At 63.5% G+C, this 27,000-nt stretch carries 28 protein-coding genes; 8 read left to right on the top strand and 20 right to left on the bottom strand.

Annotation, left to right across the window (positions count from 1 at the left end):
• A complete protein-coding gene (locus AB4Z38_RS00540; protein WP_441427907.1) occupies positions 1–975 on the bottom strand; it encodes a LysR substrate-binding domain-containing protein in 975 nt (324 codons plus the stop codon).
• A 66-nt stretch (positions 976–1,041) separates the two neighbouring features.
• On the opposite strand from AB4Z38_RS00540, the gene AB4Z38_RS00535 reads away from it, so the two are divergent.
• Positions 1,042–2,358 carry an MFS transporter gene (locus AB4Z38_RS00535; RefSeq protein WP_441427906.1) on the top strand — a complete coding sequence of 439 codons (1,317 nt, stop codon included), beginning with the start codon at positions 1,042–1,044 and terminating at the stop codon, positions 2,356–2,358.
• A gap of 6 nt (positions 2,359–2,364) precedes the next feature.
• On the opposite strand, the gene AB4Z38_RS00530 is transcribed toward AB4Z38_RS00535, so the two are convergent.
• Positions 2,365–3,528 carry a trans-sulfuration enzyme family protein gene (locus tag AB4Z38_RS00530; protein ID WP_441427905.1) on the bottom strand — a complete coding sequence of 388 codons (1,164 nt, stop codon included), beginning with the start codon at positions 3,526–3,528 and terminating at the stop codon, positions 2,365–2,367.
• A gap of 131 nt (positions 3,529–3,659) precedes the next feature.
• Between AB4Z38_RS00530 and AB4Z38_RS00525 the strand changes: the two genes are divergently transcribed.
• The gene (locus AB4Z38_RS00525; protein WP_284980732.1) at positions 3,660–4,163 is read left to right on the top strand and encodes an Lrp/AsnC family transcriptional regulator; all 504 of its coding nucleotides are present in this window, start codon (positions 3,660–3,662) and stop codon (positions 4,161–4,163) included.
• A 35-nt stretch (positions 4,164–4,198) separates the two neighbouring features.
• On the opposite strand, the gene AB4Z38_RS00520 is transcribed toward AB4Z38_RS00525, so the two are convergent.
• From AB4Z38_RS00520 to AB4Z38_RS00510, 3 genes are all read right to left on the bottom strand, one after another.
• Positions 4,199–4,426, bottom strand: coding sequence for a 2-nitropropane dioxygenase (locus AB4Z38_RS00520; protein ID WP_441427904.1), 228 nt, complete (start codon positions 4,424–4,426; stop codon positions 4,199–4,201).
• Entirely contained in the window at positions 4,423–5,088 is a 666-nt protein-coding gene (locus AB4Z38_RS00515) for an ArsR/SmtB family transcription factor (RefSeq protein WP_441427903.1), read from the bottom strand. The genes AB4Z38_RS00520 and AB4Z38_RS00515 overlap by 4 nt, the downstream gene beginning before the upstream one ends.
• A gap of 91 nt (positions 5,089–5,179) precedes the next feature.
• Positions 5,180–6,418: an MFS transporter gene (locus AB4Z38_RS00510; protein ID WP_441427902.1), complete on the bottom strand. Its 1,239-nt coding sequence runs from the start codon at positions 6,416–6,418 to the stop codon at positions 5,180–5,182.
• Positions 6,419–6,586: 168 nt separating this feature from the next.
• On the opposite strand from AB4Z38_RS00510, the gene AB4Z38_RS00505 reads away from it, so the two are divergent.
• Genes AB4Z38_RS00505 through zapE form a run of 4 tightly spaced genes read left to right on the top strand, consistent with a single transcriptional unit; the run spans position 6,587 to position 9,114 of the window.
• Positions 6,587–7,147: an Lrp/AsnC family transcriptional regulator gene (locus AB4Z38_RS00505; protein WP_441427901.1), complete on the top strand. Its 561-nt coding sequence runs from the start codon at positions 6,587–6,589 to the stop codon at positions 7,145–7,147.
• A 9-nt stretch (positions 7,148–7,156) separates the two neighbouring features.
• The gene (locus tag AB4Z38_RS00500; protein ID WP_441427900.1) at positions 7,157–7,582 is read left to right on the top strand and encodes a DUF1761 domain-containing protein; all 426 of its coding nucleotides are present in this window, start codon (positions 7,157–7,159) and stop codon (positions 7,580–7,582) included.
• An 18-nt stretch (positions 7,583–7,600) separates the two neighbouring features.
• Positions 7,601–8,596 carry a magnesium/cobalt transporter CorA gene (corA, locus tag AB4Z38_RS00495; RefSeq protein ID WP_441427899.1) on the top strand — a complete coding sequence of 332 codons (996 nt, stop codon included), beginning with the start codon at positions 7,601–7,603 and terminating at the stop codon, positions 8,594–8,596.
• Complete coding sequence (gene zapE, locus AB4Z38_RS00490; RefSeq protein WP_441427898.1) at positions 8,596–9,114, top strand: AFG1/ZapE family ATPase; 519 nt, start codon at positions 8,596–8,598, stop codon at positions 9,112–9,114. Before corA ends, zapE begins: the two co-directional genes overlap by 1 nt.
• Positions 9,115–9,268: 154 nt before the next feature.
• Here zapE and AB4Z38_RS00485 read toward each other — a convergent pair whose 3' ends face one another.
• Both AB4Z38_RS00485 and AB4Z38_RS00480 read right to left on the bottom strand, forming a co-directional pair.
• Positions 9,269–9,415 carry a lmo0937 family membrane protein gene (locus tag AB4Z38_RS00485; protein WP_441427897.1) on the bottom strand — a complete coding sequence of 49 codons (147 nt, stop codon included), beginning with the start codon at positions 9,413–9,415 and terminating at the stop codon, positions 9,269–9,271.
• Positions 9,416–9,500: 85 nt separating this feature from the next.
• Entirely contained in the window at positions 9,501–9,695 is a 195-nt protein-coding gene (locus AB4Z38_RS00480; RefSeq protein WP_441427896.1) for a hypothetical protein, read from the bottom strand.
• A 479-nt stretch (positions 9,696–10,174) separates the two neighbouring features.
• Between AB4Z38_RS00480 and AB4Z38_RS00475 the strand changes: the two genes are divergently transcribed.
• Positions 10,175–10,759: a carboxymuconolactone decarboxylase family protein gene (locus tag AB4Z38_RS00475; protein ID WP_441427895.1), complete on the top strand. Its 585-nt coding sequence runs from the start codon at positions 10,175–10,177 to the stop codon at positions 10,757–10,759.
• A 138-nt stretch (positions 10,760–10,897) separates the two neighbouring features.
• On the opposite strand, the gene AB4Z38_RS00470 is transcribed toward AB4Z38_RS00475, so the two are convergent.
• From AB4Z38_RS00470 to AB4Z38_RS00455, 4 genes are read right to left on the bottom strand one after another with little or no spacing between them, the layout of a single operon-like run.
• Positions 10,898–11,428, bottom strand: coding sequence for a ferritin (locus AB4Z38_RS00470; RefSeq protein ID WP_441427894.1), 531 nt, complete (start codon positions 11,426–11,428; stop codon positions 10,898–10,900).
• Between the two features lie 42 nt (positions 11,429–11,470).
• Positions 11,471–11,839, bottom strand: a complete 369-nt coding sequence (gene crcB / locus AB4Z38_RS00465; protein ID WP_441427893.1) for a fluoride efflux transporter CrcB — start codon at positions 11,837–11,839, stop codon at positions 11,471–11,473.
• Positions 11,836–12,336, bottom strand: a complete 501-nt coding sequence (locus tag AB4Z38_RS00460; RefSeq protein ID WP_441427892.1) for a fluoride efflux transporter FluC — start codon at positions 12,334–12,336, stop codon at positions 11,836–11,838. Before AB4Z38_RS00460 ends, crcB begins: the two co-directional genes overlap by 4 nt.
• Positions 12,333–12,869, bottom strand: coding sequence for a universal stress protein (locus AB4Z38_RS00455; RefSeq protein WP_441427891.1), 537 nt, complete (start codon positions 12,867–12,869; stop codon positions 12,333–12,335). The genes AB4Z38_RS00460 and AB4Z38_RS00455 overlap by 4 nt, the downstream gene beginning before the upstream one ends.
• Before the next feature lie 106 nt (positions 12,870–12,975).
• Here AB4Z38_RS00455 and AB4Z38_RS00450 point away from each other — a divergent pair, with 106 nt between their 5' ends.
• A complete protein-coding gene (locus AB4Z38_RS00450) occupies positions 12,976–13,710 on the top strand; it encodes an SOS response-associated peptidase (RefSeq protein WP_441427890.1) in 735 nt (244 codons plus the stop codon).
• Positions 13,711–14,117: 407 nt separating this feature from the next.
• Here AB4Z38_RS00450 and AB4Z38_RS00445 read toward each other — a convergent pair whose 3' ends face one another.
• The 9 genes from AB4Z38_RS00445 to AB4Z38_RS00405 all read right to left on the bottom strand — a co-directional run bounded on the left by AB4Z38_RS00445 (position 14,118) and on the right by AB4Z38_RS00405 (position 26,984).
• A complete protein-coding gene (locus AB4Z38_RS00445; protein ID WP_441427889.1) occupies positions 14,118–16,442 on the bottom strand; it encodes a gluconokinase, GntK/IdnK-type in 2,325 nt (774 codons plus the stop codon).
• A 10-nt stretch (positions 16,443–16,452) separates the two neighbouring features.
• Entirely contained in the window at positions 16,453–17,682 is a 1,230-nt protein-coding gene (manD, locus tag AB4Z38_RS00440; protein WP_059387443.1) for a D-mannonate dehydratase ManD, read from the bottom strand.
• Between the two features lie 118 nt (positions 17,683–17,800).
• Positions 17,801–19,246, bottom strand: a complete 1,446-nt coding sequence (gene uidB, locus AB4Z38_RS00435; protein WP_441427888.1) for a glucuronide transporter — start codon at positions 19,244–19,246, stop codon at positions 17,801–17,803.
• Positions 19,247–19,781: 535 nt separating this feature from the next.
• On the bottom strand, positions 19,782–21,104 hold the full coding sequence (locus tag AB4Z38_RS00430) for a mannitol dehydrogenase family protein (RefSeq protein WP_441428060.1): 1,323 nt from the start codon (positions 21,102–21,104) through the stop codon (positions 19,782–19,784).
• 86 nt (positions 21,105–21,190) lie between these two features.
• A complete protein-coding gene (gene uxaC / locus AB4Z38_RS00425; protein ID WP_441427887.1) occupies positions 21,191–22,597 on the bottom strand; it encodes a glucuronate isomerase in 1,407 nt (468 codons plus the stop codon).
• An 89-nt stretch (positions 22,598–22,686) separates the two neighbouring features.
• The gene (locus AB4Z38_RS00420; protein ID WP_441427886.1) at positions 22,687–23,733 is read right to left on the bottom strand and encodes a LacI family DNA-binding transcriptional regulator; all 1,047 of its coding nucleotides are present in this window, start codon (positions 23,731–23,733) and stop codon (positions 22,687–22,689) included.
• A gap of 151 nt (positions 23,734–23,884) precedes the next feature.
• Positions 23,885–25,051 (bottom strand): Gfo/Idh/MocA family protein, encoded by a 1,167-nt coding sequence (locus AB4Z38_RS00415; RefSeq protein WP_441427885.1) that lies wholly within the window; start codon positions 25,049–25,051, stop codon positions 23,885–23,887.
• 24 nt (positions 25,052–25,075) lie between these two features.
• The gene (locus tag AB4Z38_RS00410) at positions 25,076–25,936 is read right to left on the bottom strand and encodes a sugar phosphate isomerase/epimerase family protein (RefSeq protein WP_441427884.1); all 861 of its coding nucleotides are present in this window, start codon (positions 25,934–25,936) and stop codon (positions 25,076–25,078) included.
• Between the two features lie 40 nt (positions 25,937–25,976).
• Positions 25,977–26,984 (bottom strand): Gfo/Idh/MocA family protein, encoded by a 1,008-nt coding sequence (locus tag AB4Z38_RS00405; protein WP_441427883.1) that lies wholly within the window; start codon positions 26,982–26,984, stop codon positions 25,977–25,979.
• Between the last annotated feature and the right edge of the window lie 16 nt (positions 26,985–27,000).

Genomic DNA, 27,000 nt, shown 5'->3' with positions numbered 1-27,000 from the left:
CTATTGGGTTCCGGATCGCGCTTTGACAAGTCCTGCGAGCAGGCCCGGCCCTTCGGAAAGCACCAGTTCGCGGAAAAGCCTTACGGGGTCGGGTTCCTTGCGCCGTTCACGCCAGGCAATCCCTATCTCCCGGTATGCGAGTTCCGAGTCGAGCGATACCTCCACCCACCCCAGGTCCGTGGAATCGAGGACCCCTTGAGGTCCCGGCCCGAGTCCTCCCGGCGGAAGGATGCTGTAGCCCAGTCCAGCGGACACGAGCCCGCGGATGGTGTGCGAGTCCTGGCTCTCGAAAGCGACCCTCGGGCGAAAGCCCGCGTCCCGGAAGATCGCGTCGGTCAGCGAGCGCAGGCCGAAGCCGGGCCCCATCGAAACGAACGGCTCATGCTTGAGCTCGGCGAGCCGCGCACTGGCCCGCCGGGCCACCGGATGGCGGTGATGGACCACCAGCCGCAACGGCTCGCGGTACAGCGCCGCCGAGCCGAGGCCCCTGCCCGGAGCCGCCACGGGTGCCGTCAAGGCGAAGTCGGCCTCACCCGCGATGAGCGATTCAAGGCAGGCGGCACGCGCTCCCTGGCTGAGCTCGAAGGCCGTGGAAGGGTGCCGGCTCCGGAACGCGCTCATGAGCAGCGGCAAGGTGGCCTCGCCGAAAGTGTGCTGGAAGGTCACCCCGATTCGGCCGCGGACAACATCGGATTCGTGGCGGACCACGTCCAGTCCCGCCTGGAATTCCGCGAGCGCCGCTTCGATGTAGGGAAGCAGCGTCTTCGCGGCCGGGGTCAGGCGGACGCCGCGGCCTTCACGGATAAGGAGTTCGGTCCCGACGACGGCGCTTGCGCGGGCCAGCGCCCGACTCACCGTCGATTGGGGTACTCCGAGCAGCTCGGCCGTCTCCGTGACATGTTCTGTCCGGCCAAGCTCGGCCAGCAGCGGGAGCAATGGCAGCAGTTGGACCAGTTGCTTGTGTTCGATGTCCATGCTCGTCCACCCTCAGATTGACCATCTTCAATATCATCCATTTTGGCTATCAATCTTAAGTGAATCATGCATTGGAATCATCACTTCTGCTCGCCCTACTGTGGAGAGGTGAGTACAAGCGCAGCAACCTCCAGCCCCGCAGAGTCCGATTGGGAAGGCCATCTGAAGGGCTCCACTGCGTACCGGCGGATCCTCGCCGGCTTGGCCCTCGCCGGAGTGGCCACCTTCGCGCAGCTGTACTCCACCCAAGCCGTCCTGCCACTCATGGCGAACGAGCTGCACATCACGGCGGCAGAGGCAGCGCTCACCATTTCCTTGGCCACGGTAGGCCTCGCGGCAACAGTGTTGCCCTGGTCCTTCGTCGCCGACAAGATCGGCCGCGTGCGTGCGATGACCATCGGTATCGCGGCAGCCACGGTCCTGGGCCTGCTCGTACCCCTGGCCCCCACCTTCCCGGTTGTTCTCGCTCTGAGGGCGCTGGAGGGCATGGCCCTCGGCGGTATTCCGGCGATCGCCATCGCATACTTGAATGAAGAAGTCAACAAAGTACACGCCGCGCTGGCCGCCGGCAGCTACGTAGCAGGCACGACGCTCGGCGGACTTGCCGGCCGTTTGCTCGCGGGACCCATCGGTGAATTGTGGGGTTGGCGGGCCGCGGCCTTCGCAGTTTCGATCCTTGCGACAGCATCGGCAGCCCTGTTCCTGCTGCTGGTCCCGAAGCCGCGCCGCTTCACACCCAGTTCCGCTGGAGGTTTCCGCGGGGCCATGAAGACGTTGGCGGGCCATTCTTCGAATCCTCGGTTGCTTGCCCTCTATGTTCAAGCGTTCCTGTTGATGGGTGGTTTCGTGGCCGTCTACAACTACCTCGGTTTCCGCCTCCATGCCGCGCCCTTCGGAATGCCCGCCACCGTGGTCAGCCTGATTTTCCTGGCCTATTTGTCCGGAACCGTGAGTTCCCGCTGGGGAGCCGGATTGTCCATGCGCTTCGGCCGCCGCACGGTCATGCTCGCCGGAATCGCGACCATGACCGCTGGCCTGGGACTCACCCTGTGGGACAACATCGCCGCGGTGCTGGCGGGCTTGGTTGTCTTCACGGGCGGCTTCTTCGCCGCGCACAGCATCGGAGCAGGCTGGACCGGGACCATCGCGACGAGCGGCCGCGCGCAAGCAGCGTCGTTGTACAACCTGTCCTACTACCTGGGTTCCAGCATTATTGGCTGGGCCGGAGGACTCGCCTTCCAGGCTTTCGGATGGAGTGCACTCGCCTGGACCGTCATCGCACTGGGGTGCACGACGGCGGTGATCACCGCCGTCGTGCACCGTTCCCCGGCGCGCCGGGTCGCCGTCGTCGGCTCCTTGGAGCCAGCCGGGCAGGGAAAGTAGCAGACGCTACCGGGTGGACTCGATAGCGTGGACCAGGTCATCGATGATATCGGCCGGATCTTCCAAACCGATGGAAAGCCTGAGCATGCGCGCCCGGGGCTTGGCCTCCGGGGCCACTGGGCGGTGGGTCAATCCGGCCGGGTGTTGGATCAGCGTGTCGATTCCGCCCAGAGACACTGCGTGCGTGATGAGGTGGACCGCACCGGGAATGCGCTCCGCATGCTCGGCCGATTCGAGGTCGAAAGAGATCAACGAGCCCGGGCCGCTCATCTGCGTACCCACCAAATGCAGGGCATCGCACTCGGGAAGCCCCGGGTAGTACACCTTGGTGACGAGTTCGTGGCCTGCGAGCGCTGCCGCGATCTTGTGGGCGTGGTCCTGTTGGGCACGTACCCGGATGGGAAGGGTCGCCAGGCCCCGGTGCAACAGGTAGGCGGGCCACGGAGTCAGGATGCCTCCGGTTACGGCTCGGACCCGGCGCAGCCGCGTGGCCCACTCCGGGCTTGTTGCCACCACGCCGCCCATGGCATCGCCGTGGCCGCCCAGGAATTTCGTGGCGCTGTGAAGCACCATCGCAACGCCGTGCTTGAGTGGATGCTGGAGGATCGGCGTGGCAAAAGTGTTGTCCACGAGAACCGGAACGTCTCCGGCGTCGGCCACCAGGCGGTTAAGGTCCACAAGGTCAAGGCTCGGGTTCGCGGGAGTTTCCACCACCACCAGGCCGGTGTCCGGACGAAGGGCATCCCGGACGCCGTCGGCCTTGACGAAGGTGACTTGGTTGCCAAGCAGGCCGCTAGCCAGAACGTGGTCCGTGCCGCCGTAGAGGGGCCGCACCGCAACCACGTGCGTCTTGCCTTCTGATTGGGCGGCGAGCAGCACTGCGCTGAAGGCGGCCATCCCTGAGGCAAAACCGACGGCTTGCGCTGCACCTTCGAGCGCAGCTACGCCGTCTTCGAACCTGGCTACCGTAGGATTCCAGAGACGCTGGTACACCGTGCTCTGACCGTCAAGGGGCACGCCGCCCGTGGCCATCTGCTCGTAGGCGAGGCCGCCGTCGTGAACAGAAGGCAAAGGCGCAGTGGTTGAAAGGTCAATAGGAACGGCATGCACGCCTTGCTCCGTGAGTCCTGTCCGGCCGGCGTGGACTGCGAGTGTGTCTATGGCTGTCACTGCTCTCCTTGAATTATTCACCGTTGAATCCGGTCAGTATCTGGCAATAATTCGGAGATTGACAGTGCAAATGAATGGATTGAGTGGAAACTGGCACCTATGATGAACAGACAGCACTTTCAGGAGGATCCGTGACCACCACCCCGAAGAACGTTCGGCCCGTCGGCATCAGCGAGCCCCTGGATGCGATCGACGAACGCATCCTCGCGGCTTTGGTTGACGATGCCCGGATCTCCAACAAGCAGCTGGCCGAACTCGTCGGAATTGCTCCATCAACGGCGCTCATGCGGACGCGGTCACTCTCCGAACGCGGCATTATTGAAGGTTTCGAAGCCGTCCTCAGCCTCCCGGCAATCGGCCGATCGGTCCAGGCTTTGATCGCCGTGCGCCTGCGAGCCCATGACCGCGACCAGATCGACCGCTTCACGGCCCGGGTTCCCGCCCTCCCTGCAGTCATCTCCACGTTCCACACTTCGGGCTCTGTGGACTACCTTCTGCACATCGCCGTAGCCAACACCGACGACCTCCGCGACTGGGTCCTGGACAACCTCGCCACGGACCCCGTGGTGGGCCATACCGAGACCACTTTGGTCTTCGCCCACATCCAGGGCAACCACGGGCCGCTGCCGGAATAGCGGTTGACTTAGGCCCGGCTTGGATTAGACCTGGCTCAGTGGCGTGGTTCGAGGCCCGAGTGTGCGGCCCCAATGGCGTCCTGGCGCAAATCACCGAGTTCCTGCCGGCGCGTGAGTGCCGCTCGCTGCATGGCCAGGTCGACCGGCGGAAGGTAGCGTCTGCGCTCGGCCCACGAAACCAGGCTGGTTCCGATTCCGGCGGCTGCCGACTCAAGCATGGAGGGCCGACGGTATGTGCCGTGCGATGCGGTGGCAGTGCTCATGACTCTTTCCCTTCGGTTGCTGCTGCGTGCGACTTGGCGTCGCGGGATTTCTTGTCTCCGGCCCACGCCGGGACGCCCAGGATCGGGAATGCGTTGAAATGGATCTGCACGGGGCGGGCGTCGTCCGCCTCGGGTTCGCTCCGGATCTCCTCCAGAAGATTGCGGGCGAAGGCTTCCATGGAGCGGGCGTAGCGGCCGAGCTGCTCGGCTGACATCCGGGCGTTGGCCGTGTTGACGATGGCCGCGTCGAGCCAGTCTTCGTCCAAGGAGTCCATGCCGTGTGCCATGAAGTCCGCGAGGACGGCCTGCCTGCTGCGTTCGAACTCGCGGGTCACCAGCCGCGATGCCTCCTGCGTTGCCGGTGAATGCGCCAACTCGGGCGAAGTGATCTGGATTGCTCCCCTGGGCCGCTCCCACCACCGCTCCCGTGCCGTCCCTTTGCCCTGGACCTCCTGGACGAAGTCGAACTTGGCAAGTTGCCGCAGGTGGTAGCTCGTAGCGCCACTGGATTCATCGAGCAGTTCGGCCAGGCTGCAGGCGGTCTGCGGCCCATAACGGGACAGCATCTCGAGAATCTGAACGCGCAGCGGGTGCGCGAGCGCTTTGAGGGATGCCGTATCGACCTTGCGGACGGGGAATTCCGGCTCTTGAACCTTGTCCATGCCGGAAACGCTACCCTTGCAAAGAAACCTTTGCAAGGGTTTCTTTGCAAATCAATCTTTGCGAACTTGGGCGCGTCAGATGTACCGCCGGTCAGCCCTTGCGGAGCACCCTGCGGAGGGAAACGACAGCGAGCGCCGTTGCGGCCAGCCCGCACACCACAGTGAAATAGCTGGCGGCGGCGCCTAGCCCGATGACCGAGGCAGCCAGGCCCAACCCGATGACCGGCACAGCGCTGCCAAGGTAGGTGATGACGTAAACGGTGCTGATGATCTGGGCATGCCGGGACGCTTCAACCTTGCTGGCTACGTCATTGAACACCAGCCGGAAGGCGATCCCCTGCCCTACCCCTGCGGACAAACTCGCTGCCACCAGCAGCACCGGACTGGACAGGGATGCCGCCGCGCCGACCAGCACAATGGAAACTCCCAGGACCGCCAATCCGGCGGGCACGGCGAAACGGCCGCGGACGGTCAGCAATTGGCTGAGCGCGGACGCTCCGAGCGTCAGTCCGGCGAGCAGACCGGTCATGGGGCGGGAATCGGCGTGCACGACGACGGCGAAGTAGCCGGGCGCGAGCGAAAGGCAAAATCCGAACACGGCAAAGCTGAGGAATCCCACGCTTGAGGCGAGCCAAAACGCTCCCCTGGCTTCCCGCGATACGGAGGGTCGGCGTGGGGCGAGCACCGTGTAGGGGCGAGGGCCTTCGGCGGGCCGAATCGCCGGGCGTGCTTTGAGAAGCCACAGCGGGACCAGCAATAGGAGCAGGGCGGCCGCGTGAATGAAGAACGGCGTTGACGTGGCAGCCGGGAGCAGCGAAAGCAGTCCACCGATGGCGGGACCGGCGGCCACCCCTCCGGAGGAAGAGAGCAAAGTGAAACGGGAAGCCCACTCGGGCCGGGACGGAAGCAATTCACGCAGCGCCGCCGAGCTCGCTCCGGTCGCAAGGCCCACGGCAACGCCCTGGAGCATGCGGCCGGCCGAGAGTATCAAGAGGTTGTCGGCGTTGGCGAAAACCAGGCCACCCACCAAGCTCACGAGGACTGCCAGTACCAGGGCCGCGCGCCTGCCGATATGGTCCGACCAGTGGCCGGCGAGCATCAGCACAGCCACGAGTGCCAGGACGTAGCTTGCAAAGGCAATGGTCACGCCCAGTGAAGTGATTCCCAGTTCTGCCTGAAGCAGCGGATACAGCGGGCTCGCCAAGTTGGCACCGACCAGCAGTGTGAACATGACGCCGCCGGCCAGGACCAGCCGTGCCGTGGTGGAAGCATCCCAGCCCGAGCGCCCGGCCGTGGCCTGGCGCATGCGCAGTTCGCTAAAGACAGTCATTTCCGTGCCTTCGCCTCAGCGGCCATCACGGAGCCTGGCCTTGTGGGCCGGGACTGGACGGCCCAAAATATTGATGGCAATAGGATGCCGCAATCCTGCCAGATAGATCAGATCTCCATGAAAGAATTGATCAGAACAGTCAAAATTGACGTCCACTGATGACCACAAATGAGCCGGAGTGATGATTTGAATACCCTCGATCCGACGGACCTGAAGATCCTGCTCGAGTTGATCCGTGATCCCAGGGTTCAGATCGGCGAACTCAGCGAGTCCCTGGGTATTGCACGCAACACCGCCCAATCGAGGATGCGCCGTCTGGTCCGCTCGGGCGTACTGAACGACGGCGGCCGCGAGGTCGACCTCGAAAAGGTGGGTTACGACGTCGTAGGCTTCGTAACCCTGGAGGTGACCCACCGGGAACTCGACGGCGTGATCGGAGCCCTGCGCCGCATCCCCCAGGTCCTCGAGGTGCATGAAATTTCAGGGAGGGGAGATCTCTTATGCCGGGTCGTGGCCACCGACACGCACAACCTGCAAACCGCGCTTCGCTCCATCCTCAGAACCAAAGGCGTCATCCGCACGGAGACGGTTCTTGCCCTGCACACCCATATCCCTTACCGGACAGAGCCGCTCATCGGCAGGCTCGTAGACGCTGCCGAGACCGCCGGCGCCACGAAACGGGTCAAAACGCAGGTTTCCACTGATTCTCCAGTCAGGGAAGCCGACTAGGATTCCAGAATGGATTGGCTCTCTTCTCTTCAGCACCTCAACTGGCTGGCGATACTCCTGGCGTTCGTTTCCAGCATGGTCATCGGTTTTGTCTGGTACATGCCGGCGATCCTCGGGAGACGGTGGATGCAGGCTATTGGCAAGACCGAGGAAGACCTCAAGAAGATCGACGGCGGCGCAGGAATCTGGATTCCCATGATGGTGGCCGCTGCGCTCACGAGCATCCTGTTGGCCGTCCTCATCGGGAAGCTGGGCGTGCAGGGAAGCCTGCACGCCGGTTTCTTTGCGCTGGTGGTTGCGGTCGTCTTCCGCGTCGGCGGCCACGTCATCCACAACGGTTTCGCGGGCAGGCCGTCTGCCGTGACCCTCATCGACTCCGGCCATGACATCGTGGCCATGACTGTCGCCGGGTCAATCATCGGGGCGTTGCAGTAACAGGAGGAGAATAACCTCGTGACCATCATTGACAATGCCGTCTATGTGAACGGCATCCGGACCGCTACTCCCGGGAGCCTCGAGCAAAGCGTCGAAACGCTGGCCGCCCACGGCGGGATGGTGTGGATTGGACTGTATCGGCCGGACGAGACGGAAATGGCGGCAGTGGCTGCCGAGTTCGGCCTCCACTTGCTCGCAGTCGAGGACGCCGTCAACGCCCACCAGCGGCCCAAGCTGGAACGCTACGACAACAACCTCTTCACAGTCCTCCGGCCCGCGCGGTACGTAGACGCTACAGAGACCGTGGAGTTCGGCGAGCTTCACATCTTCACCGGGAGGAACTTCGTGGTCACGGTCCGGCACGCGGAGACACCCGGGGTGGCCAAGGTCCGTCGCGATCTGGAACAACAACCGGAGCTTCTGCGCCATGGTCCCGAAGCCGTCCTGTACGCACTGTTGGACCGGGTGGTGGACGACTACGGCCCCGTGATCTCGGGGCTGGAAAACGACATCGACGAGATCGAAGACCAGCTCTTCGGCGGCGATCCCCTGGTTTCGCGGCGCATTTATGAACTCGCCCGGGAAGTCATCCAGTTCCAGCGCGCAATCAACCCACTCCCGGAGATGATGGCCTCCCTGAAGCGCGGGTTCGAGAAATACGGAGTCGACATCGAACTGCAGCGCAAACTCCGCGATGTGGAGGACCACGTCGAACAGGTAATTTCCCGGGCCAACGGGTTCCGCGACCTGCTCCAAAACGCCCTGACCCTCGACGGGACTCTGACCGCGAACCGGCAAAACGAGGCGAGCGCGGCACAAAACGAACAAACCAAGAAGATCTCCTCGTGGGCCGCGATCTTCTTTGCACCCGCATTCGTCACCGGGCTCTACGGCATGAACTTCGATATCATGCCCGAGCTCCATTGGCCATTCGGCTATCCCATGGCGCTCGGCATGATGGTCATCGCGGGGTTTGTCATGTATGTCATCTTCAAGCGGAAGAACTGGATCTAGTGGTTCCTGGACAGGAGGGCTTCAGCAGGGGCAAGATCATTACTCCCGGAACGCCGGCGCAACTCGGAGCCTTCGGTTTGTTCCCGCCGGCGAAGTCACAAGCGCGGATCCTCACCCCAACGACGCAACGGCTCACCGTCAAAATGGCTGGCGACACGCTCTGGGTCAGTTTCACGGAACTGTGCGGCGGCGTCATGTCGACGGCGGACTACTTGGCTTTGGCGGAGGACTACGGAACCTGGGTGATCGACGGGGTACCCTCGCCAACCATCGAATCAACTGCCGGGTACGCACCGGCCTGGCAACGGTTCAGCAAGGTGGTGGATGTCTTGTACGACCAGGACATCACGCTGTTCCTGGTGGGTCACGGCCCCTTGGACTGGAATCTTGCCGGTGATCAGGCTTCCCGAACCAGTACGCCGCCGGTTGACCTGGCCAGAATCGCGAGCCGTTTGTCGCTCCTGGGCCGGGTGGAAGCCTCGGCGCCTTTTGACGAGGTCGAGGCCGGGGGCAGCTGAAGGCCTGCCTCTCCGCGGGGAGGCAGGCGTAACCCGATGTCCGGTATCAACCAACACGGATACGGCCGTGGCTGTCTCATCGAAGCGGCGGGCTCCGGAATCCGCCCCCTCCGGAACCTAAGCTCAGGCAGGGGGCGGTGTCCGGGTTGGACCTCTACACGCGTGACCTGCCACTGATGAAGTGGAAAATCAGAACGACGACGGCGACGACCAGAAGCAGGTGAATGAGCCCACCGCCGATGCCGCCGATAAAGCCGAGAAGCCAGAGAACGGCGATAATGATGGCTATCCAAAGCAACATGTGAGCCTCCTTGTTTGTTTGCGTGCCCCGGCCGGCGGCCTCGGGCATTCGTTACTAAGTATACTTACTAATGAAGGTAAGTGGGTCAGTTAGGGCGGTTTTTCAGTTTGGAAGCCGCGCCGGCACCGCAGTACCCGAGTGCGGAGGGTGTCGACCGGGCCCGGACTGCGGCGACGAAGTCCGCTGTGGTGGACATGACGCGGGCGCCGCCGCATTTGGCGCAGTTGAAGGCGGCGGCGAGGGTTTCGCTGCGGCGGTCCATCATGGTGGTGGAGTCCACGAGCGGTTTAACCGTTCGGCTTACGCATCGCCTGTCGGGACAAGTGGCGAGTGACGAGCCGCGCCTTCCCTTGCCGGCAACTTGGGGAGGATCCACGGACGTTGGACGGTCGCTGGTCGAAACCATGGGTAGTTCTTTGTCCCGGTCTTATCCTTAACGGGTGGACGGCAGTGAGTCGAGTTACCAGGGCGAACGTGAGTTGCTCAGCGATAGAGTTATCGAGCTTGGGGTACTCGAGCCGACGTTACGGGCTGATGTGATGGCACGCAGTGCGGGAGGTGGCCCCCCTATTGCGGAGCCGTACGACGCGTTGTCTTGCCAGATTGGGGAAGCGTCGTATCAGGTCACGGATGATCAGGTGGAGGCTGTGCGGCTGGCGGCCGGGAGCGATAAGGCTGCGTTCGAGGTTGTTTTAGCGGCCAGTGTCGGCGCCGGCCTGACGCGGTGGGACGCAGCGTTCCGCGCCATTGAGGGTCTTGATGATGCGACTGCGTGAGATCGAGCGAGGGGACCGGTTATCAAGCCGGTTGCTCTTCAAATTGATTTCTGTCATCTCCGGAACCCGATTCCCGGACGCCGCGCGGGTCGCTTATTATCACCGCGGCTTCGCCGGGCCGGTCCTCAATGCGTGGACGCAGCAGGTCATGCGCGGTCCGAGCGAATGGTCGGTCGGTGAGCGGGAGCTGATGGCGGCGATGGTGGCGCGATTCAACTCGTGTCCGTTCTGTGTTGGTGCCCACGGTGCGGTCGCCATCCACGGCCTCGGCGCCGAGGTTGTCGAGGCCGCGTTGGGTGACTACCGGTCGGCCCCGCTTTCTGATGTTTTACGAGCGGCTCTGACTTTCATTGAGAAGATGACCCGTGATCCTGAGGAGCTGGGGGTCGATGATGCGCGGGCAGCAACCATGGCTGGCGTCGGCAGGAATCAGCTACTCGATGCCGCGGCAGTCGCGACCGTCTTTAACATCGTCACCCGCTACGCGAATGCCTTGGATTTCGAAATCCCGAGCCCAAGCGACTTCGCGAAGTCAGCTAAGACCCTCCTGAAACGCGGCTACAAATAGCAATCAGCATCAAATCCAAGCCCACTGTCTCCGTCCGAAAGCCGAACGGCATGGGGGCCGGCACTGACATCTCCGGCGAGACGCACTTCCCGGATCCGTACTCTGATCGGTCCGGTGAGAATATGGGGTCCGGACACCCTAGATCGCCCCACCGGCGGTGGGCGGCGCGCCTGTGTCGTTCCCGCCGTCGCCGACTTGCTCCCGCGCGACATAGTTCTCGATGTCGAAGAGGTTGTCCGCGCGCTCCGCGATATTCAGCAAAGTAGTCATCGAGGCCACTTCTTCGACCTGCTCCTTCAGGAACCACAACATGAATTGCTCGCCGAGGGGATCATTTTGTTCCCTCGCTGCCCGGAAGAGTTCCTCGATGTTGCTGGTGACTTCCTTTTCCTGGGCCAACGCCAAGGCAATCGGCTCCCGCACGTCGGCAAAGTCGTTGCGGACGGCCGGAATTCCCGGAATCTCGACCGGCTGGTTGCGGTCCAACATGTACTGGACCATCATCATGGCGTGGTTGCGCTCTTCAAGTGACTGCCGGTAGAAGTGTGCTGCCAGCTGCGGCAGATCCTGGCCGTCAAAGTACACCGCCACCGCGAGGTACTGCTGGGACGCAGCAAACTCGTTTCCGACCTGGGCGGACAGGAGCTCATTGAATGTCTTCTTTGCCATGCGCCCGATCCTACCTTTGGCATATGCCCGCGGACAGCCGCCTCAGAACAACAAGACCAGCCCGACGCCGGCCGCCACGGCTCCGACACATGCCGCCATAGTGCCCACCCCGTTAAGGAGGGCAAGGCCGGTCCGGCCGCTTTGGACAAGCCTGACGGTCTCCAGGCTTGCCGTGCTGAAGGTCGTGTATCCACCGAGGAACCCGGTTCCGAGAATCAACTGAAGGGATTCGGGAGCCTGATGTGCCATGACCAGTCCCGCCAGGATCCCCATGAGCAGCGACCCGGAGAGATTGATGAAGATCGTTCCCAGCGGCAGCGCAGTCCGGGCCCAGGAACGGACCACCCCATCCACCACGAAACGTGCGGCCGCGCCTGCGCCACCCGCGAGCGCTATGAGAAGGAGGGTCATGGCTGGGCCTTCTGCCCCTGACGGGCGGACCGGTGCTGGAGCGCCCCAAGCCAAATCCCTAGGGTTGTGGCCGCGACGCCGCCCAGCAGGCTGGCTACGAGATACCACATAGCGTCCATCCCGCGTCCTGCTCCGAAGAGATGCACCGAGTCCAGCGCCAGGGTGCTGTAGGTGGTGTAGGCCCCAAGGAAACCACTTCCAATGCCCAAGCGGGCAATCCGGCGGAGGCCGGCGTCGGGCCCGCTCCGGGAGAGTGCTTCGAGGAGCCAGCCAAGCGCGAGCGCGCCGGACAGATTGATGAGCAGGGTGGGCAGCGGCCACGCGTTTGGCGCCGGAAGGGCCATGCCAAACCCGTAGCGGCTCAAAGCCCCCAGGATTCCGCCGGCCGCCACAAGCAGAACGAACCGCCCGTGCAGATGGAGCGGGCGGTGCGGGTGCCGGTCCGAGGGTACCGTCTGGGATTTGGCTCCCGGCGGGGCGGTGCTGCTTTCCTTCATTGATCCCTGCTCGGGTCGTGACGGCCCAAGGGAACCATGAGCACGGGGCAGTTTTGGCGATGTGCCAGATGCAAGGCTACCGATCCGGTGACCAGTCCTTCAAACTTCGGGCCGAGTCCATGTTCCTTGGTTCCCACGACGATCATGGAAGCGTTGATACTCGCCGCATAACGGCCTAATGACCGGGCAGGCTCGCCGGCGAGCGCCACAAAGGTCCACCGCACGCCCGTTCCATCGAGTTGCTCCGCGAGGCGGGATCGGAGCGACTCCGAGATGGCCGCGGCGTCGTCGTCGATTCCGTCTGGGTCGATCGGCTGGGCAGCAAGATGCCCGTCCCTGTCCCCCGCCGCCGGGAAGCTCGTGACGTCAGCGAAGGCCAGGACCAGTTCCAACCTGGCGCTGAGCGCTACTTCAGCGGCTTTCTCAACCACTCCGGCGGGCTGGTGCGGGAGCACCCCTGCCAGCACAGGACCGGTCAAACGGGCGGGGCCGCCCTTGGCCGGCGGCGCGTCCTCGCCGCGGGGGTTGCTCATGGGGCCCTCCAAATGTCCGGGGTGTCAGGATGCGGGTTCTTCCATCTTGCTCCAGTATGGGCTTCTGCGACTGGCGTTGTCCCAAGGGCTAAGCGAGAATGTCGATATGTGCGGTCGGTTCAGTGTCGGTTTCGAAGCAGACTATCTCTCGAGGAAGCTCGGTGCCGTGCTGCGCGGTGATACCGACTATCCCTCCCCAACGCTCCAAATCAACCCAACCGACCCCGTGGTCTTTCTGCGGGGACGGGCTGGAGACGGTTCAGTCGGACGCGAGCTCGCGGCCGGCAGGTGGGGCTTGGTTCCGACATTCTCCAAGTCCTTCGATTCGAAGGTACCCACCTGGAATGCGCGCTCGGAAACTGCCGGGGCAATCCCGGTGTTTAGGGCGTCCCTGCCCAAGTGGCGGGCTGTCGTTCCGGCCTCTGCCTACTACGAGTGGAAGAAATCGGGGCCTGGCCGCAGGGATCCCAAGCAGCGCTACATCGTCGAACCTGAGGATGAGCTGATTACCTTCGCCGGATTGTTTGCGCCGTGGCGCGACGAGAGCATCGAGGACAAGTCCGTGCCCGGCGCATGGCGCTTGTCCTGCTCGATCCTGACCATGGATTCCCCTCCGGAAGGCGTTCACGAGAGACTTCACAATTTGCATGACCGGATTCCGGTTCCGATCTCTCCGGACATGATCGACGATTGGATCGACCCCAAGGAAACCAGGGGCCAGGCCTTGTTGGACGCGGTGCTGGGCGATGCGTATGGCTTGGCGTCGGCATGGACGATGAGGCCCGTGGAACTTGTGGAGGACAACACCAAGTTGGTGGACGTCGCGAACCCGGCCGCCTGACTCAACGTTCGTAGCGCAGCTCGGCCCTCACGTCCGTATCCTTTAGCCATGTCAATCTGGTGGTCGATCCAAAGGGATTCGGCCACCATTGCACTAGGACCTTGCCCTCCGACGTCCGGGTGACCATGGCCGGAACATATTGAAGGTACTTCGGCCAAACAAGCTTGGCGATAACGGGCACCCTTGAAACGGTTGACAGTGGTTCCGTTTGCCGCGGAGGCGGGGCGCCGACTGAATTCAACGGCGCGGGATATTCGGGCTGGTCAGGCATGCCCGAATACTACTGCGAGGCATCGACAATATGGAGGTCAGGAGATTCGGACTCCTTACCCCGTCATTTCGGGCACCGCGCGTGCGGCGGCCACTTCCCATGCCGCTGGGAAGTGGCGCCACAGCCTAAAGCCGGCCTAAAGCCGGGTGTCGAACGAATCGCAGAACACGTTCTCGTTGAACGTTCCCTGGAACCCGGACTTGCCCTGGATTTTCTGGATGGTCGACCGGACGGCCTCGCGAGTCCCGGCATGGGCGTTGATGGCCGTCTTGACCATCGGCACGTCGATCAAGTGGTTCGGCTGGTTCAGCGAGACGAACACCGTGGGGACTTCCGTGACGTACCAAGGGATTTCCGCCGCCATAGGGCTGGACCACTTGATGCGGATCGCAGCCTCTTGGGCGAAGCCCTTGACGTTGGCGAAGACGAACGCGGCATCGTACTTATCCGCATAGTCACCCGTAGCCTCGTCAGAGATGACGCTCATGAAGTTCACCCCGGACTCCCCTGCAGCTTCGCGCTGCTCCGCGGTCTTGAAGACGTGGACTTCGAAACCGGCGCTTTCCAGTTCCTCCCTGACCGTATCCAGGTAGGCCAGCGGATCCGCTCGGGTGAAATCGGAACCGCCGGAGATGCCATACAGGCGGATGCGCTGATGCGTTTCCGGCGTGATGGGCAGGTTGCCGGCAGTGTCCTTGACCAGTGTGACGGTCTTGTCGGCGATTTCGGCGGCGACGGCGAGGTGGGCTTCGCTGCCGATCAGCCGGAGCGCCTCGGGCTGCGGAGTCAATTCTTCCCGCAACTTGTTGTGCAGCCCCAGGCTGGCCTTCAACCCCAGAATCCGGCGCAGCGCGTCGTGTAGGCGCTGCTCGGTGATGACGCCGGATTTGTAGCCGTCCATCATGTACTGGAAGTCCTCCGCCGGGTTGCGGAAGAACAGGAACATGTCGCAACCGGCAGCGATGGTGGCCGGAACAAGGTCCTTGCGCTTCATGGCCTGGGTGAGGCCGACCATTTGGGATGCATCAGTGAGGATCAGCCCGTTGAAGCCGAGCTCGCCACGGAGCAAGTCCTGGAGAAGCTCAGGAGCGAGGGTGGCGGGCAGGATGTCCCTGTCGTCCGTCCCCGGACGGAAATGCCGCGTGAGCTCCGGCGCCCCGATGTGTCCGACCATGACGGATTGGACCCCGTGGCCGATCATTTCCCGGTACACATGCCCATAGCTGGAATTCCATTTCGCATACCCGAGCGTGTTGTACGAAGTGACCACATGCTGGTCGCGTTCGTCCACACCGTCGCCCGGGAAATGCTTGATGGCACAGACAGTGGGCGATTCGCTGATGCCGTCGAAGTACTCCTTGGCGCGCTCCACCACGATTTCCGGTGTGTTGCCGAAGGCCCGGGTGGAAATGACCGTGTTGCGCCAGTTGTAGTGGATGTCCACGATCGGCGCGAAGGCCCAGTTGCAGCCCAATGCCGCGGTTTCAACACCGGCCACCTGGCCCATTTTCCTGGCGATGGACTTATCCGGGTGGGAACCGGCCTGCAGGTGGGTCGACACAAAAGTTCCGTCGTCGCAGCTTCCGGCTCCTCCCATTTCCGGGTTGGAGGCCACCAAAAGGGGGATGCGCGTTTTGGACTGGGCATAACGGATGTGTTGCTGGACAGCCGCGGACGGACCCGGCCTGTACCGCATCCCGCCAACGTGATAGTTCTCCAGCACGCCGTCGAGGTACTCGGGCGAGTAATCGTTGTTGTGGTTGATGAAGAGCTGCCCGATTTTTTCCTCGAGGCTCATGCCCCGGATGGTGGAGTCCACCCACGCAATGGCGTCGTCGTCGAGGTTGAACGGCGCCGACTGGAGGTCGACGTCGAACTGGCGCGCCTGTGTGCCCGCGGTACCGGCGCTGTCGGCTGCCGGAGCTTTGGAGCCCGCGACGGCGGCAATCCTCGCCAACGCCTCCGAGACAACCTCGCTGACCGGGACGGCGATGTCGACGACGAACCCGGCCTCGTCGGCGTCGAGCGGTTCCAGGGTGGCGAGCTGCGAATCAAGGAGGGCGGGCGGCATGAAGTGGCCGGAACGCCCTTCTGTCCGTTCCCTCAGCACCTCTTTGCTGCCGTGCAGGTGCAGGAAGACGGTGTCCGGGGCTTTCTCACGAATGGCGTCACGGTAGCTGCGCCGGAGGGCGGAGCACGCGAGAACCAGACCGCCGTCTCCGGCGTTGGCGAGTTCAGTGCCCACCGTCGCAAGCCACGGCCAGCGGTCTTCGTCAGTCAGCGGGGTTCCGGCAGCCATTTTGGCGACGTTTTCCACCGGGTGGAGTGAATCGCCGTCGAGGAACGGAACTCCGAGTTCCCGGGCAACGAGGTCCCCGATGGTGGTCTTGCCGCAGCCGGAGACGCCCATCACCACAATGCGGCGCGGCGTTTCTGCTTCAGTGTTCAGGTCACCGGTCATGGCCCCGTTCCTACCAGTCATGAACCGTGCCGTCCACGAGGCGGTTGTACGGCAGGTAGGCCTGCTGGTACGGGAAGGAGTTGGCGGCTTCTTCGTTGAACTCGACGCCCAGGCCCGGCTTGTCGCCGGGGTGCAGATAGCCGTCGGTGAAGGTCATGGACTGCTCGAAGACGGTGTTGGTCTTGTCGGAGTGCTGCATGTATTCCTGGATGCCGTAGTTGTGGATGGCCAGGCCCACGTGCAACTGCGCGGCGAAACCGACAGGGGAAATGTCGGTGGGGCCGTGGAAGCCGGACTTGATCTGGTACTGCGCGGCGAAGTCCATGACCTTCTTCAGCGGGGAGATCCCGCCGAAGTGGGTGGACGCGGCCCGGACGTAGTCGATCAGCTGTTCCTTGATGAGGGTCTGGAAGTCATAGACGGTGTTGAAGATTTCACCGATGGCCAGCGGCGTGGTGGTGTGCTGGCGGACCAGACGCAGTCCTTCCTGGTTTTCGGCCGGAGTGCAGTCTTCGAGCCAGAACAGGTCGTACGGTTCCAGGGCCTTGCCGAGCTTGGCTGCCTGGATGGGGGTCATGCGGTGGTGGCCATCGTGCAGGAGCGGGATTTCCGGGCCGAATTCGTTGCGGACCGCTTCGAAGACGGTGGGCAGGTGGCGCAGGTAGGCGCGGGTGTCCCAGTCCTCTTCCTGCGGGAACGCGCCGCGGCCGGCGGGTTCGTAGTCGTAGCGTTCCCCGGAGGCCTGTGCTTGGGCGGCGACGCCGTAGACGGCCTTGATGCCCGGGATGGCGGTCTGAATACGGATGGACTTGTAACCGAGCTCCAGGTGCTCCCGGACCGAGTCGAACAAGGAGGGAATGTCCGCGCCCGAGGCGTGGCCGTACGCGCGGAGCCCGTTTCGGGAGGCGCCGCCCAGGAGTTGGTAGACCGGCAGTCCGGCCACCTTTCCCTTGATGTCCCACAGGGCCATGTCGACGGCGGCGATCGCCGCCATGGTGACCGGGCCGCGGCGCCAGTACGAGCTGCGGTAAAGGAACTGCCACGTGTCCTCGATGCGGTGCGGGTCCTTGCCGATCAGTAGCTGCGCAACGTGTTCCTTCAGGTACGCGGCCACGGCGAGTTCACGGCCGTTCAGGGTCGCGTCGCCGATGCCGGTCACGCCGTCCTCGGTGGTGATCCGCAAAGTCACGAAGTTCCGGGTAGGGCTGGTCACGAAGACTTCAGCAGCAATGATTTTCACAGCTGGTCCTTTCAGGGTTGCTGATCGAGGGCTGGCCTGGCCCGGATGCGACGTACACCACAGGGCGGGTAAAGACGATCTTAGGATGGATGACAATTATTGGCAACCGGTTGCAGTATTATTTCGCGGAGATTTTTTCTGGTCCGGCGGTTTCCCCGGCGATTTCCAAGGTGGCCCTCACAGTGGGAGTCGAGACGGCGCGTTCCCCGCCCAATGGCTCCGCGGCAGATGTTTCCAGGGCTCGACGGGCCTTGATTTCGCCCAGGATCTGGGCATGGAGCGCGTCGGTCAGCTTGTACTTGGCCATGACAACAATTGCGAGGACGGTCATGATGGCGGGCAGCGCACCTGCGGCAAACTGGATAGTCTGCAGCGATTCGGCGGTGTGCGTGGTGCCGGACTTGTAGCCGCCGGCCGCGAGTGCGTATGCGGCAAGGGCGCCACCGACGGCCTGGCCCGTCTTGCGGGTGAAGGAGAACAGGGCATACGTGATGCCTTCAGTCCGGACACCGGTCTTCCATTCGCCGTATTCCACCGTGTCGGCTTCCAGGGCCCACACGACGATGTTGACGGCCATGACGCCAAGCATGCTCAGGAGCAGACCGGAGAACCCGATCCAGACCATGGAGGCCGGAGCGAAAAAGACGATTGCGCCACCGATGATGGCGAGGAACCCGGCGGCCACGTAGATGGTCTTCTTGCCGAAGTTTCGGACCAATCTCGGCATGAGCGGAGCGAGGGCAAAGGTCACCGCCAATTGAACGACGGAGAGGACTGCGTAGAGATCCAGCCGGCCGAGGACGTCACGCAAGTAGTACAGCTGCACCGAAGACAGGGCCATGTAGCCGGTCAAGAAGAGGAAGGAGCTCAGGCACAGCATGAGCAAGGGGCGGTTTGTTTTGAGCGTCGCCATGCTTTGCTTGAACGAAACCTTGGGCACCGCCCGGTGGACCCGCTCCTTGGCGGTCAGGAAGGTGAAGAAGTACAGGGCTGCGCCAATCACGACGAAGACCAGGGTGATGATGGTGAACGTGGACTGCAGGTTGGCGCCCGGCTTGATCAGCGGAGCTACGAAAATGCCCAACGCGGAACTTACCAAGAGGGCGCCGACCATGCGGGCAGAGCCCAGCTTTGCTCGCTCCCCCGGTTCTTGGGTCATCGCGCCGGCCAGCGAGCCGTACGGGATGTTGACCAGCGAGTAGGCCAGGCCCAGCGCCGCGTATGTCACGTAGGCGTAGAGCAACATCCCCGTTTCGCCGACCTGCGGAATGGAGAAGGCCGCGACACTCAGGAGCAGCAACGGAATGGAGCCGAACATGATGAATGGGCGGAATTTTCCGAAGCGCTTGCTGTAGGCGCGGTCAACCAACCGTCCAGCAAAGACATCGGCGAAAGCGTCGAAGATCCTGACAGTAAGCAACAGGGTCCCGGCGGCCGCCGCGGATATGCCCGCGACGTCGGTGTAGTAGACGAGCAGGAACATGGTGGCAGTAGTGAAGGCAAGGTTGTTGGCGGCGTCGCCAGCCCCATAGCCTAGGATGCTGAGTTTGCTGAGCTTGTGCATTGCGGGCTCCTTTACCCTTGCCAGTACCCCATGTTCCGGCTTGCGATGATGGAAAGGCTTCGGCCGAACCAGGCCTGAAATTGTTGAAGCTTGATGTAATTCTAATCACTCTGGCAACCATTCGGCAAGCGGTTGCCAAATGTTTCCATGAACCGTTCCCCTTCAGGGCGGATTCAACGTCGCCCAGAAGATGTGAGCGGGCGTTCGAGGAAACTGCCATATATGTGAGCGGGCGTTCGAGGAAACTGCCATACGTCTGAGCGGGCGTCGGCGAAAAGACCGCCAAACGTGAGCGAGCGTCGGCGAGAAATGCCGTATATGTGAGCGGGCGTCGGCGAAAAGACCGCCAAACGTGAGCGAGCGTCGGTCCTTCCAAACGCTCGCTCACATATAGCGAGTGCCCTCATCGTCAAGCTGGTTGTGAGTCATTCATTACCTGTTGCGCCAAACGCTCGCTCAGATATGCGGGCCCACACGACGGCGCCCGTCGCCTTCACGTGGAAGGCAACGGGCGCCGTCGAAAGTACCTGTCGGATTAGCTGGGGTTGCCGACACCTGCGAAGGTCTCGGCCATGCCCTCAACGAGGTCCACGATCGCCGGGTCGGCAACCAAGTCCGGATCCACGAGGCCGAGCAGGGCCTCGAGCCGGGCACGGCCCGAAAGCGCGTTCGCGGCGGCGATGCCTGCCGCCTGCGGGTCCTGGAGTCCTGTTGCCGTGTCAGTGTAAGCAGTCCAAGCCGCGATCATCCGCGCAGCCGCTTGGCCGCTGCGGCCGGCGCCGCGCTCGGCGCGGAGCACAGGCAGCGCCCGCATACGCAGCTTCGTGCTGCCGTCCATAGCTATCTGGGCCAGGTGGTGGGCGATCCGGGAGTTCCCGAAGCGTTCCAGGAGGGCAGCCCGGTACTCGGGGATGCGCAGGTCCCCTCCATGCAGGCTGGAGGCGGCCTCGTCCCAAAATTCCTCCACTGCTCGGCGGCAGAAATCGTCAGCAAGGGCTTCGGCCACTGTCTTGTGTCCGCGCAGCTGGCCGGCATAGGCGAGGAGCGAGTGGGCGCCGTTGAGGAGCCACAGCTTGCGGTTCTCGTACGGCTCGATCTCGTCCACGAAGACGGCGCCCGCGTCTTCCCAATGCGGTCGTCCCGCGGGGAAGTCCCCGCTGAGGACCCAGTTGCGGAAGGGCTCGGCGACGACGGGCGATTCGTCACGGTATCCGCAGGCGGCAGCGACGGCGTCGATATCGGCGTCCGTGGTACGCGGCGTGATGCGGTCAACGGAAGTACTGACGAAACTGACGTTGGCGTCGATCCAGGCGGCGAGGCCGGCGTCGAACGCCTTGGCCATCCCCATCACGGCGCTCCTGGCGACGGTCCCGTTGTTGGAGAGGTTGTCGCAGCAGACGACGGCGAGTGGCCCGGCGTCGGCGTCGCGGCGGGCGGCGAGGCCGAGCACGAGGCGGCCCAGCGGCGTCGTCGGCCTGCCGGAAGCAGAACCGTCAGCGAGCACGGCGAGGTCCGCGACGACGTCGGGCGCCTGGCTGTCCAGCTTGCCGTCGGCGCCAAGCCGGTAGGCGGCTTCGGTGATGGTGAGCGTGATGAGCGACGTCAGCGGCGCGGCGACAAGTGCGACAAAACGCTCGACGTCGGCACCGTCAATGGCCTCGACAATGCTGCCGATGACTTCGAAGGAATCACCGGCGTCCGAACGCTCGACCACGGTGTACAGGCCGTCTTGGGCGGCCAGGACCTCTGCGGCATCCGGGCGGCGGCCGGTGAAGGAGGCGATGCCCCACTCTGCCGCGTCGCCGGCATGCTGGGTGTACCACGCCTGATGGGATCGGTGGAAGGCCCCCAGTCCCATGTGCACAATGCGCACCGGGGCTTTGCCGATGGGCCTGATGGCACGGCTCAAGCGGGGAAGGTCCGCGGGTTGCCCGGGTTCGTTGCTCACAGTTTGAAGACCCTTCGGGGTGAGGCGTCGACGACGTCGACGATGATTTCGTGGGCGCGGTCTTCGCTGACACGATGCTCGGCCACGAGACGGGCGAGGAAGGAAGCTTCGATCCGGCGGGAGGCGTCGTGCCGGGCCGGGATCGAGCAGAACGCGCGGGTGTCGTCGATGAAGCCCGAGGACCGGGAGAAGCCGGTGGTCTCCGTGACGGCGGAGCGAAAGCGGAGCATGGCGTCCGGCGCATCGAGGAACCACCACGGAGCGCCGAGGTACACCGCGGGGTAGAACCCTGCCAGCGGCGCCAGTTCGCGCGAGAACACGGTCTCGTCCAGGGTGAACAGCACCAAGTGGAAGTCTTTGGCCGTGCCGAAGTCCTGGAGCAGGGGCCGGATGGCCTCGGTGTAGTTGGTGGCGAACGGGATGTCGTGTCCTGTGTCCGCGCCGTAGGCCTCGAAGGTGGGCTGGTGGTGGTTGCGGAAGGAACCCGGGTGGATGGTCATGACCAGGCCGTCTTCGACGGACATCCGGGCCATCTGGTACATCATGTGGGCTTCGAAGGTGTTGCGGTCCTCGGCAGTGGCATTGCCGGCACGCGCAAGCTCGAAGATCCGTTCGGCTTCGGCCCGGTCCAGCTTGAGTGTTGCCGGGGTGAGGACGCCGTGGTCCGCGGAGACCGCGCCATGGTCCACGAAATAGCGACGGCGGTTTTCCAGGGCCTTGATGTAGCCGGTGTAGCCGGTAGCGCCCTCGGCGGCGGAATCGACAAGCCGCTCAACGTTGGCACTCCACGCCGGGTGCGCGATGTTCAGGTAGGCATCCGGACGGAAGGTCGGCAGCACACGGCCGTTGAAGGAGGGGTCCTCAGCGATCGCCTTGTGGCTGGCCAGGCTATCCAAGGGATCGTCCGTGGTGGCCAGGACCTCGATGTTGAAGTCCTTGAAGAGCTGGCGGGGCCGGAAGTCTGGCTCGCCGAGCTTGGCGGCAATGGTGTCATAGCTGGCATCGGCAGACATCTCGCCAAGGTCCGCGCCGAGCTTGAACACGCTCCCGAACTGCGTGCGCAGCCAGTACCCGGAGGCCGTGCCCTCGAAGAGGGGCCAGGCCTGGACGAAAGTCCGCCAGATCTCACGCGATTCGGAAGCGTTGGCGCTTCCCGAGAGCAGCTTGCCCATGGGGACTCCGCTGGCATGGATCAGCCGGGTGACGTAATGGTCCGGGCTGACCAGGAGCGCGGCCGGATCAGGGAACGGGGTGTTGTGCTCGATGACGGCGGCGTCAACGTGGCCGTGCGGAGAGATGATGGGCAGGTCCTGGACACGCTCCAAAAGGGAGCGCGCAATGCTGCGCGTCCCGGGATCCGCGGGCAGGAGCCGGTCAGGATTGGCTGCGATCGACTGTGACATAGCTCAATTTTCGGCCGGAAGAACCAATCTGTCAACCGGTTGCCAACTATTGCCATCCCGTTGCAGCTGCTCCCAAAGATCGCTTGAACCTAAGCGATCAGCCGTCCGCTGGAGCCGCGAACCACGAGCTCCGTGTCCACGCGAACGGCTCCCTCGGGCCCCTCATTGCCGAGCAACATGTCCAGCAGCAGGCCGGCGGCGCGGGAACCGCACTCCCCCAGCGGCGACCTCACAGTGGTGAGCGCCGGCGTCGTGAAGTCTGCCCCGAAGATGTCGTCGAAGCCCACAATGCTGATCTGGTCCGGAACGTGCACGCCGGCGGCCTGAAGCTCCTGCATGAGGCCAATGGCGAGGAGATCGTTGTAGGTGATCACCGCCGTCGCACCGCTCGCCAGGACGTCGCGCGCTACTTGGCGGCCGCCGTCGACGGTTGGCTTGGACGATTCCAGGCGGACCGCCCCCAACTTGTACCAATCGCAGGCAGCTTCGACGCCTTCCCAACGGCGGCGGGACATCCAGGACTGCGGCGGCCCTGCAACGTAAGCGAGCTGCTGGTGGCCGTTGGCGGCAAGGCTCCGCACGGCCTGGCTGATCCCCTTGTTGACGTCGGGGACCACGCAAGGCACTCCCTCTATTTCACGATTGATCACGACCACCGGTTTGTCCGCGGCCAGGGCCCGGATCTTTTCATCGTCCATGCGCGGGCTCGCCAGAATGAGGCCGTCCACCGTACTCAACATCCTGCGGGCCGCAATGAGTTCGGTTTCAGGCGACTCCGCGGACTCGGCCAGCACCAGGGTGTAGTCCCGGGCGGACCCCGTGGTTTCCGCACCGCGGATAATGTCGAAGAATGTCGGGTTGGTGATATCCGCGACGATCAGTCCGATCGTCTGGGTACGGCCGGTGGGAAGTGCCCGGGCGAAGGGGTTCACCTGGTAGTTCAGCTGCTCGGCGGCATCCTCGATGATCTTCTGGGTCTTGGCACTGACCCTGCCCGGCTTGCTCAGCGCGCGCGAAACCGTGGACGGGTTGACTCCCGCGAGCTTCGCGATGTCGTAGATGGTGGGCGAGGATCTCTCCCCGCGTCCACGTTTGGCGGGGAAAGTTGCTGCTCCGGAATTCGTCGATTCAGTCACGGCTCCATCGTAATCTGGCATGGCAACAAAAAGCAGGACGGTTGCCAACCATTCGGCCGGCGACCGCCCCGCTTAAGTGCCCTGCTTGAGTGCCCTGCTTGAGTGCCCTGCTTGAGTGCGCTGCTGAGGCGCGCTGAGGTGCCCTGCTAATCTACGAGCGCTCGGCGAACTTGCCTTCTTCGCTGATGCGCTTGTTGAGCTCGCGCATGTACTCCTCCTCGTCGAAGTCGAGGGAGACTTCCCTGCCGGTCCAACTCGACAAGTGGATGGCGTTGGCCAGGCGGACGCCTTTGATGCCGTCCGAGCCGGGCGCCAACAACGGAGTGCCGTCCAGGATGTTGGCCGCGAAGTTCTCCAGGACGCCTGCGTGCTGTCCGCCCCAAGCCGACTCGAACTCGATGACCTCGCTGGTGTAGTAGTCCTCGGCCTTCAATTCGCCCATGAAAAGCTGGCGGACATCGTCCATGTCCATGCCGTCGCTGAGCTCGCGCTCGGGTTTGACCAGTCGGGTGACCGTGGCGGTCTTGCTGTTTTCCACCACGATCTTGCCCTGGTCGCCCAGGATCTCGAAGCGGTCCGTGCCCACGAGGTCGTGCGTCGCCGTGACGAAAACGCCAGTGGCGCCGTTGCCGTAGTCCACGACGGCGGTGACCTCGTCTTCGACGGCGATGTCCCGGCGGAATCCGTACGCCACCTTGGAGTAGACGGACTTGGGCACGCCGCAGATCCATTGCCACAGGTCGAGCTGATGGGGTGCCTGGTTGACCAGGACACCACCGCCTTCGCCGCCCCAGGTGGCGCGCCATTCGCTGGAGTTGTAGTAGCCCTGCGGACGCCACCAGTTGGTGATGATCCAGTTGGTGCGGCGGATGCTGCCGATTTCGCCGTTGTCGACGATCTCCTTGAGCTTCTTGTAGAGCGGGTTGTTGCGCTGGTTGAACATGATGCCGAAGGAAAGCTCGGGCTTGGAGGCGGCGAACTCGTTGAGCTCCTTGACCTGCTTGGTGTAGACACCGGCGGGCTTCTCCACGAGGGCGTGGACATTGCGCTTGAGCGATTCGATACCCATTTCCGGGTGCAGGTAGTGGGGTACGCACGTGACGATCGCATCGACGTCGCCGCTTTCAATCATGGCGATGTAGTCATCATAGAAAGGGGTATCAGGGTACCGGGAGGCCGCCAGTTCCTTCTTTGCAGGATCGGTGTCGCAGATAGCGCCGATCACCATGTTCGGGACCATTCCGTCAGTGATGAACTTGGCGTACGTGCCGCCCTGCTGGCCCAGGCCGATGATGCCAAGGCCTACTTTCTTGCTCATGAGTGGATCTCCGTTGTTGTGGGATTAGAAGAGGTCTGCGTGGCCCATGGCCACCAGGTTGTCGTGGGAAGTCTGCAGTGCTTCCCACACGGTGCGGCCGTAGAGCTCGTCCTGCTCCACGAGCAAGTACTCCGCGCCGGCAGCCTGGGCCGCGGGAATGATGGACGGGAAGTCAAGGTTGCCTTCCCCCACTTCGGCGAACTGGACCACGTTCTTGAACTCGGCCATGAAGCCCCCGATGTCCCCCGTTTCCAGGAGCCCGAAGGCCTGCTCCGGCAACTCACCGATCCGGTAGTCCTTCAAATGCACCATGGCAGTGCGTCCGGTGTATTTGGCCAGGGTCCGGACAGGGTCCAGTCCGCCGCGCTGCACCCAGTGCACGTCGATCTCCATGCCCATGGCCGGAGAGTTTTCGGCAATGATGTCCAGCATGTACTTGCCGTCGAACTTCGCGAACTCGATGTGGTGGTTGTGGTAGTACAGGCCGATGCCGTGTTCCCGGAGGTTTTCGGCGTATTCGTTGGCTTGCTTCGCGAAGTCCACCACGGCGTCGATCGACTTCATGGCCGGGAACGGCATCATGCCAATCCGCAGGAGGTGGGTGTCCAGTCGCTTTGTGTCGTCAACGATCTTGTCGAAGTGGTCCTTGAGGGAGTCGCCGGGCATGCCCTTTGGCGTCTCCATGGCGACCGAAAGGGCCGCGATGTCCATGTCCAGTTCGCTGCGCGAACGGTCCAGTTCGGCCACGTTTTCCGGGGTCATCGGGATCTGGGAGATCTCGACGGCGTTGTACCCGATCGCGCTGACCTTGCGGAGCGTTTCAAACGCCCCCGCTTCGGCAAAGCTGCCCTTCAGCATCATTGCCTGCACGCCAATTCTGGCCACTTTGTCCTCCGTTGGTTCCGGGCCCTCATGGGCCGCGTGGTTAGCCCACCTGCCCGGAGATCTCCGGGTAGCTCTGGGCATAGATGTCTTTGACGATCCTGAGTGATTTTTCGGCTTTCGCGGGGCTGATCCAGAACGGAGCAGGATCCCCGAGCTTGGCGTAGAAGTCCTTGATCAGGAGTTCGTGGGATACGCCCCAATACGCGCGCCCACCCGATTCCAAGGCACGTTCCGCGATGGTTTCCACGGTGCCGTCGGCATAGCTGACAACAAGGTCGCCCCGGAGGCTGAGTATTGCCTTTTCGGTCACGATGTCGAGCGTCACCGGTGCGTTGGTGGCGTTCGCCAAGGTGGCGTAGAAAACGCTGGTGGCACCATTTGCGTGCCCGGCGATGAATTCCGCCGTATCCTCCACCTCGATCACGCCGCCCAGCGAGCGCGTGGACGCGTGGCCCTCCACCTTGGTCACGTCCCCTACCAGCCACTGAAGCAAGTCCACCGTGTGGATGGCCTGGTTCATCATGAGGCCGCCGCCTCCTTCAGCCCAGGTCCCGCGCCACGGCCTGTCCCGGTAGTACTCGGCCGTCCGGTGCCACATCACGGTTGCCGAGGCGCCCAGAACCTGACCCAGCCTGCCGTCGTCGAGCAGTCTCCGCATGGCCTGCGACGTCGCGTTGTAGCGGTTCTGGAAACATACGGCAATCTTCGCCGTGCTCCGTTCGGCCGCCTCGACCAGGCGGCGCCCCTCTTTGAGGGTGTGGGCGAGCGGCTTCTCGACGATCACGCTGACGCCGCGCTCAAGGCAGTCCGCGGCAAGCGAGGCATGCAGGTGGTGCGGAGTGCAGATATGCACGACGTCGGGCCTCACCGCCTCGAGCATCTCCAGGTAGTCCGCGTACCCCGGCACGCCGTACGCGTCCGTTGCCGCCTGGAGGCGTCCGGCGTCGGTGTCGCAGACTGCCACCAGTTCAACGTCGTCCATCTTGGCGATCGCTCCGAAGTGCACGCTCGATACATCGCCGCAACCGATGACTGCTGCTGTAGGCATTCTTCTCCCTCGAAAG

Source organism: Arthrobacter sp. 2RAF6 (assembly GCF_052115205.1).
Classification (GTDB): domain Bacteria; phylum Actinomycetota; class Actinomycetes; order Actinomycetales; family Micrococcaceae; genus Arthrobacter.
Note: the sequence above shows the minus strand (reverse complement) of the source record. Positions and strands in the feature narration are given on the sequence as shown.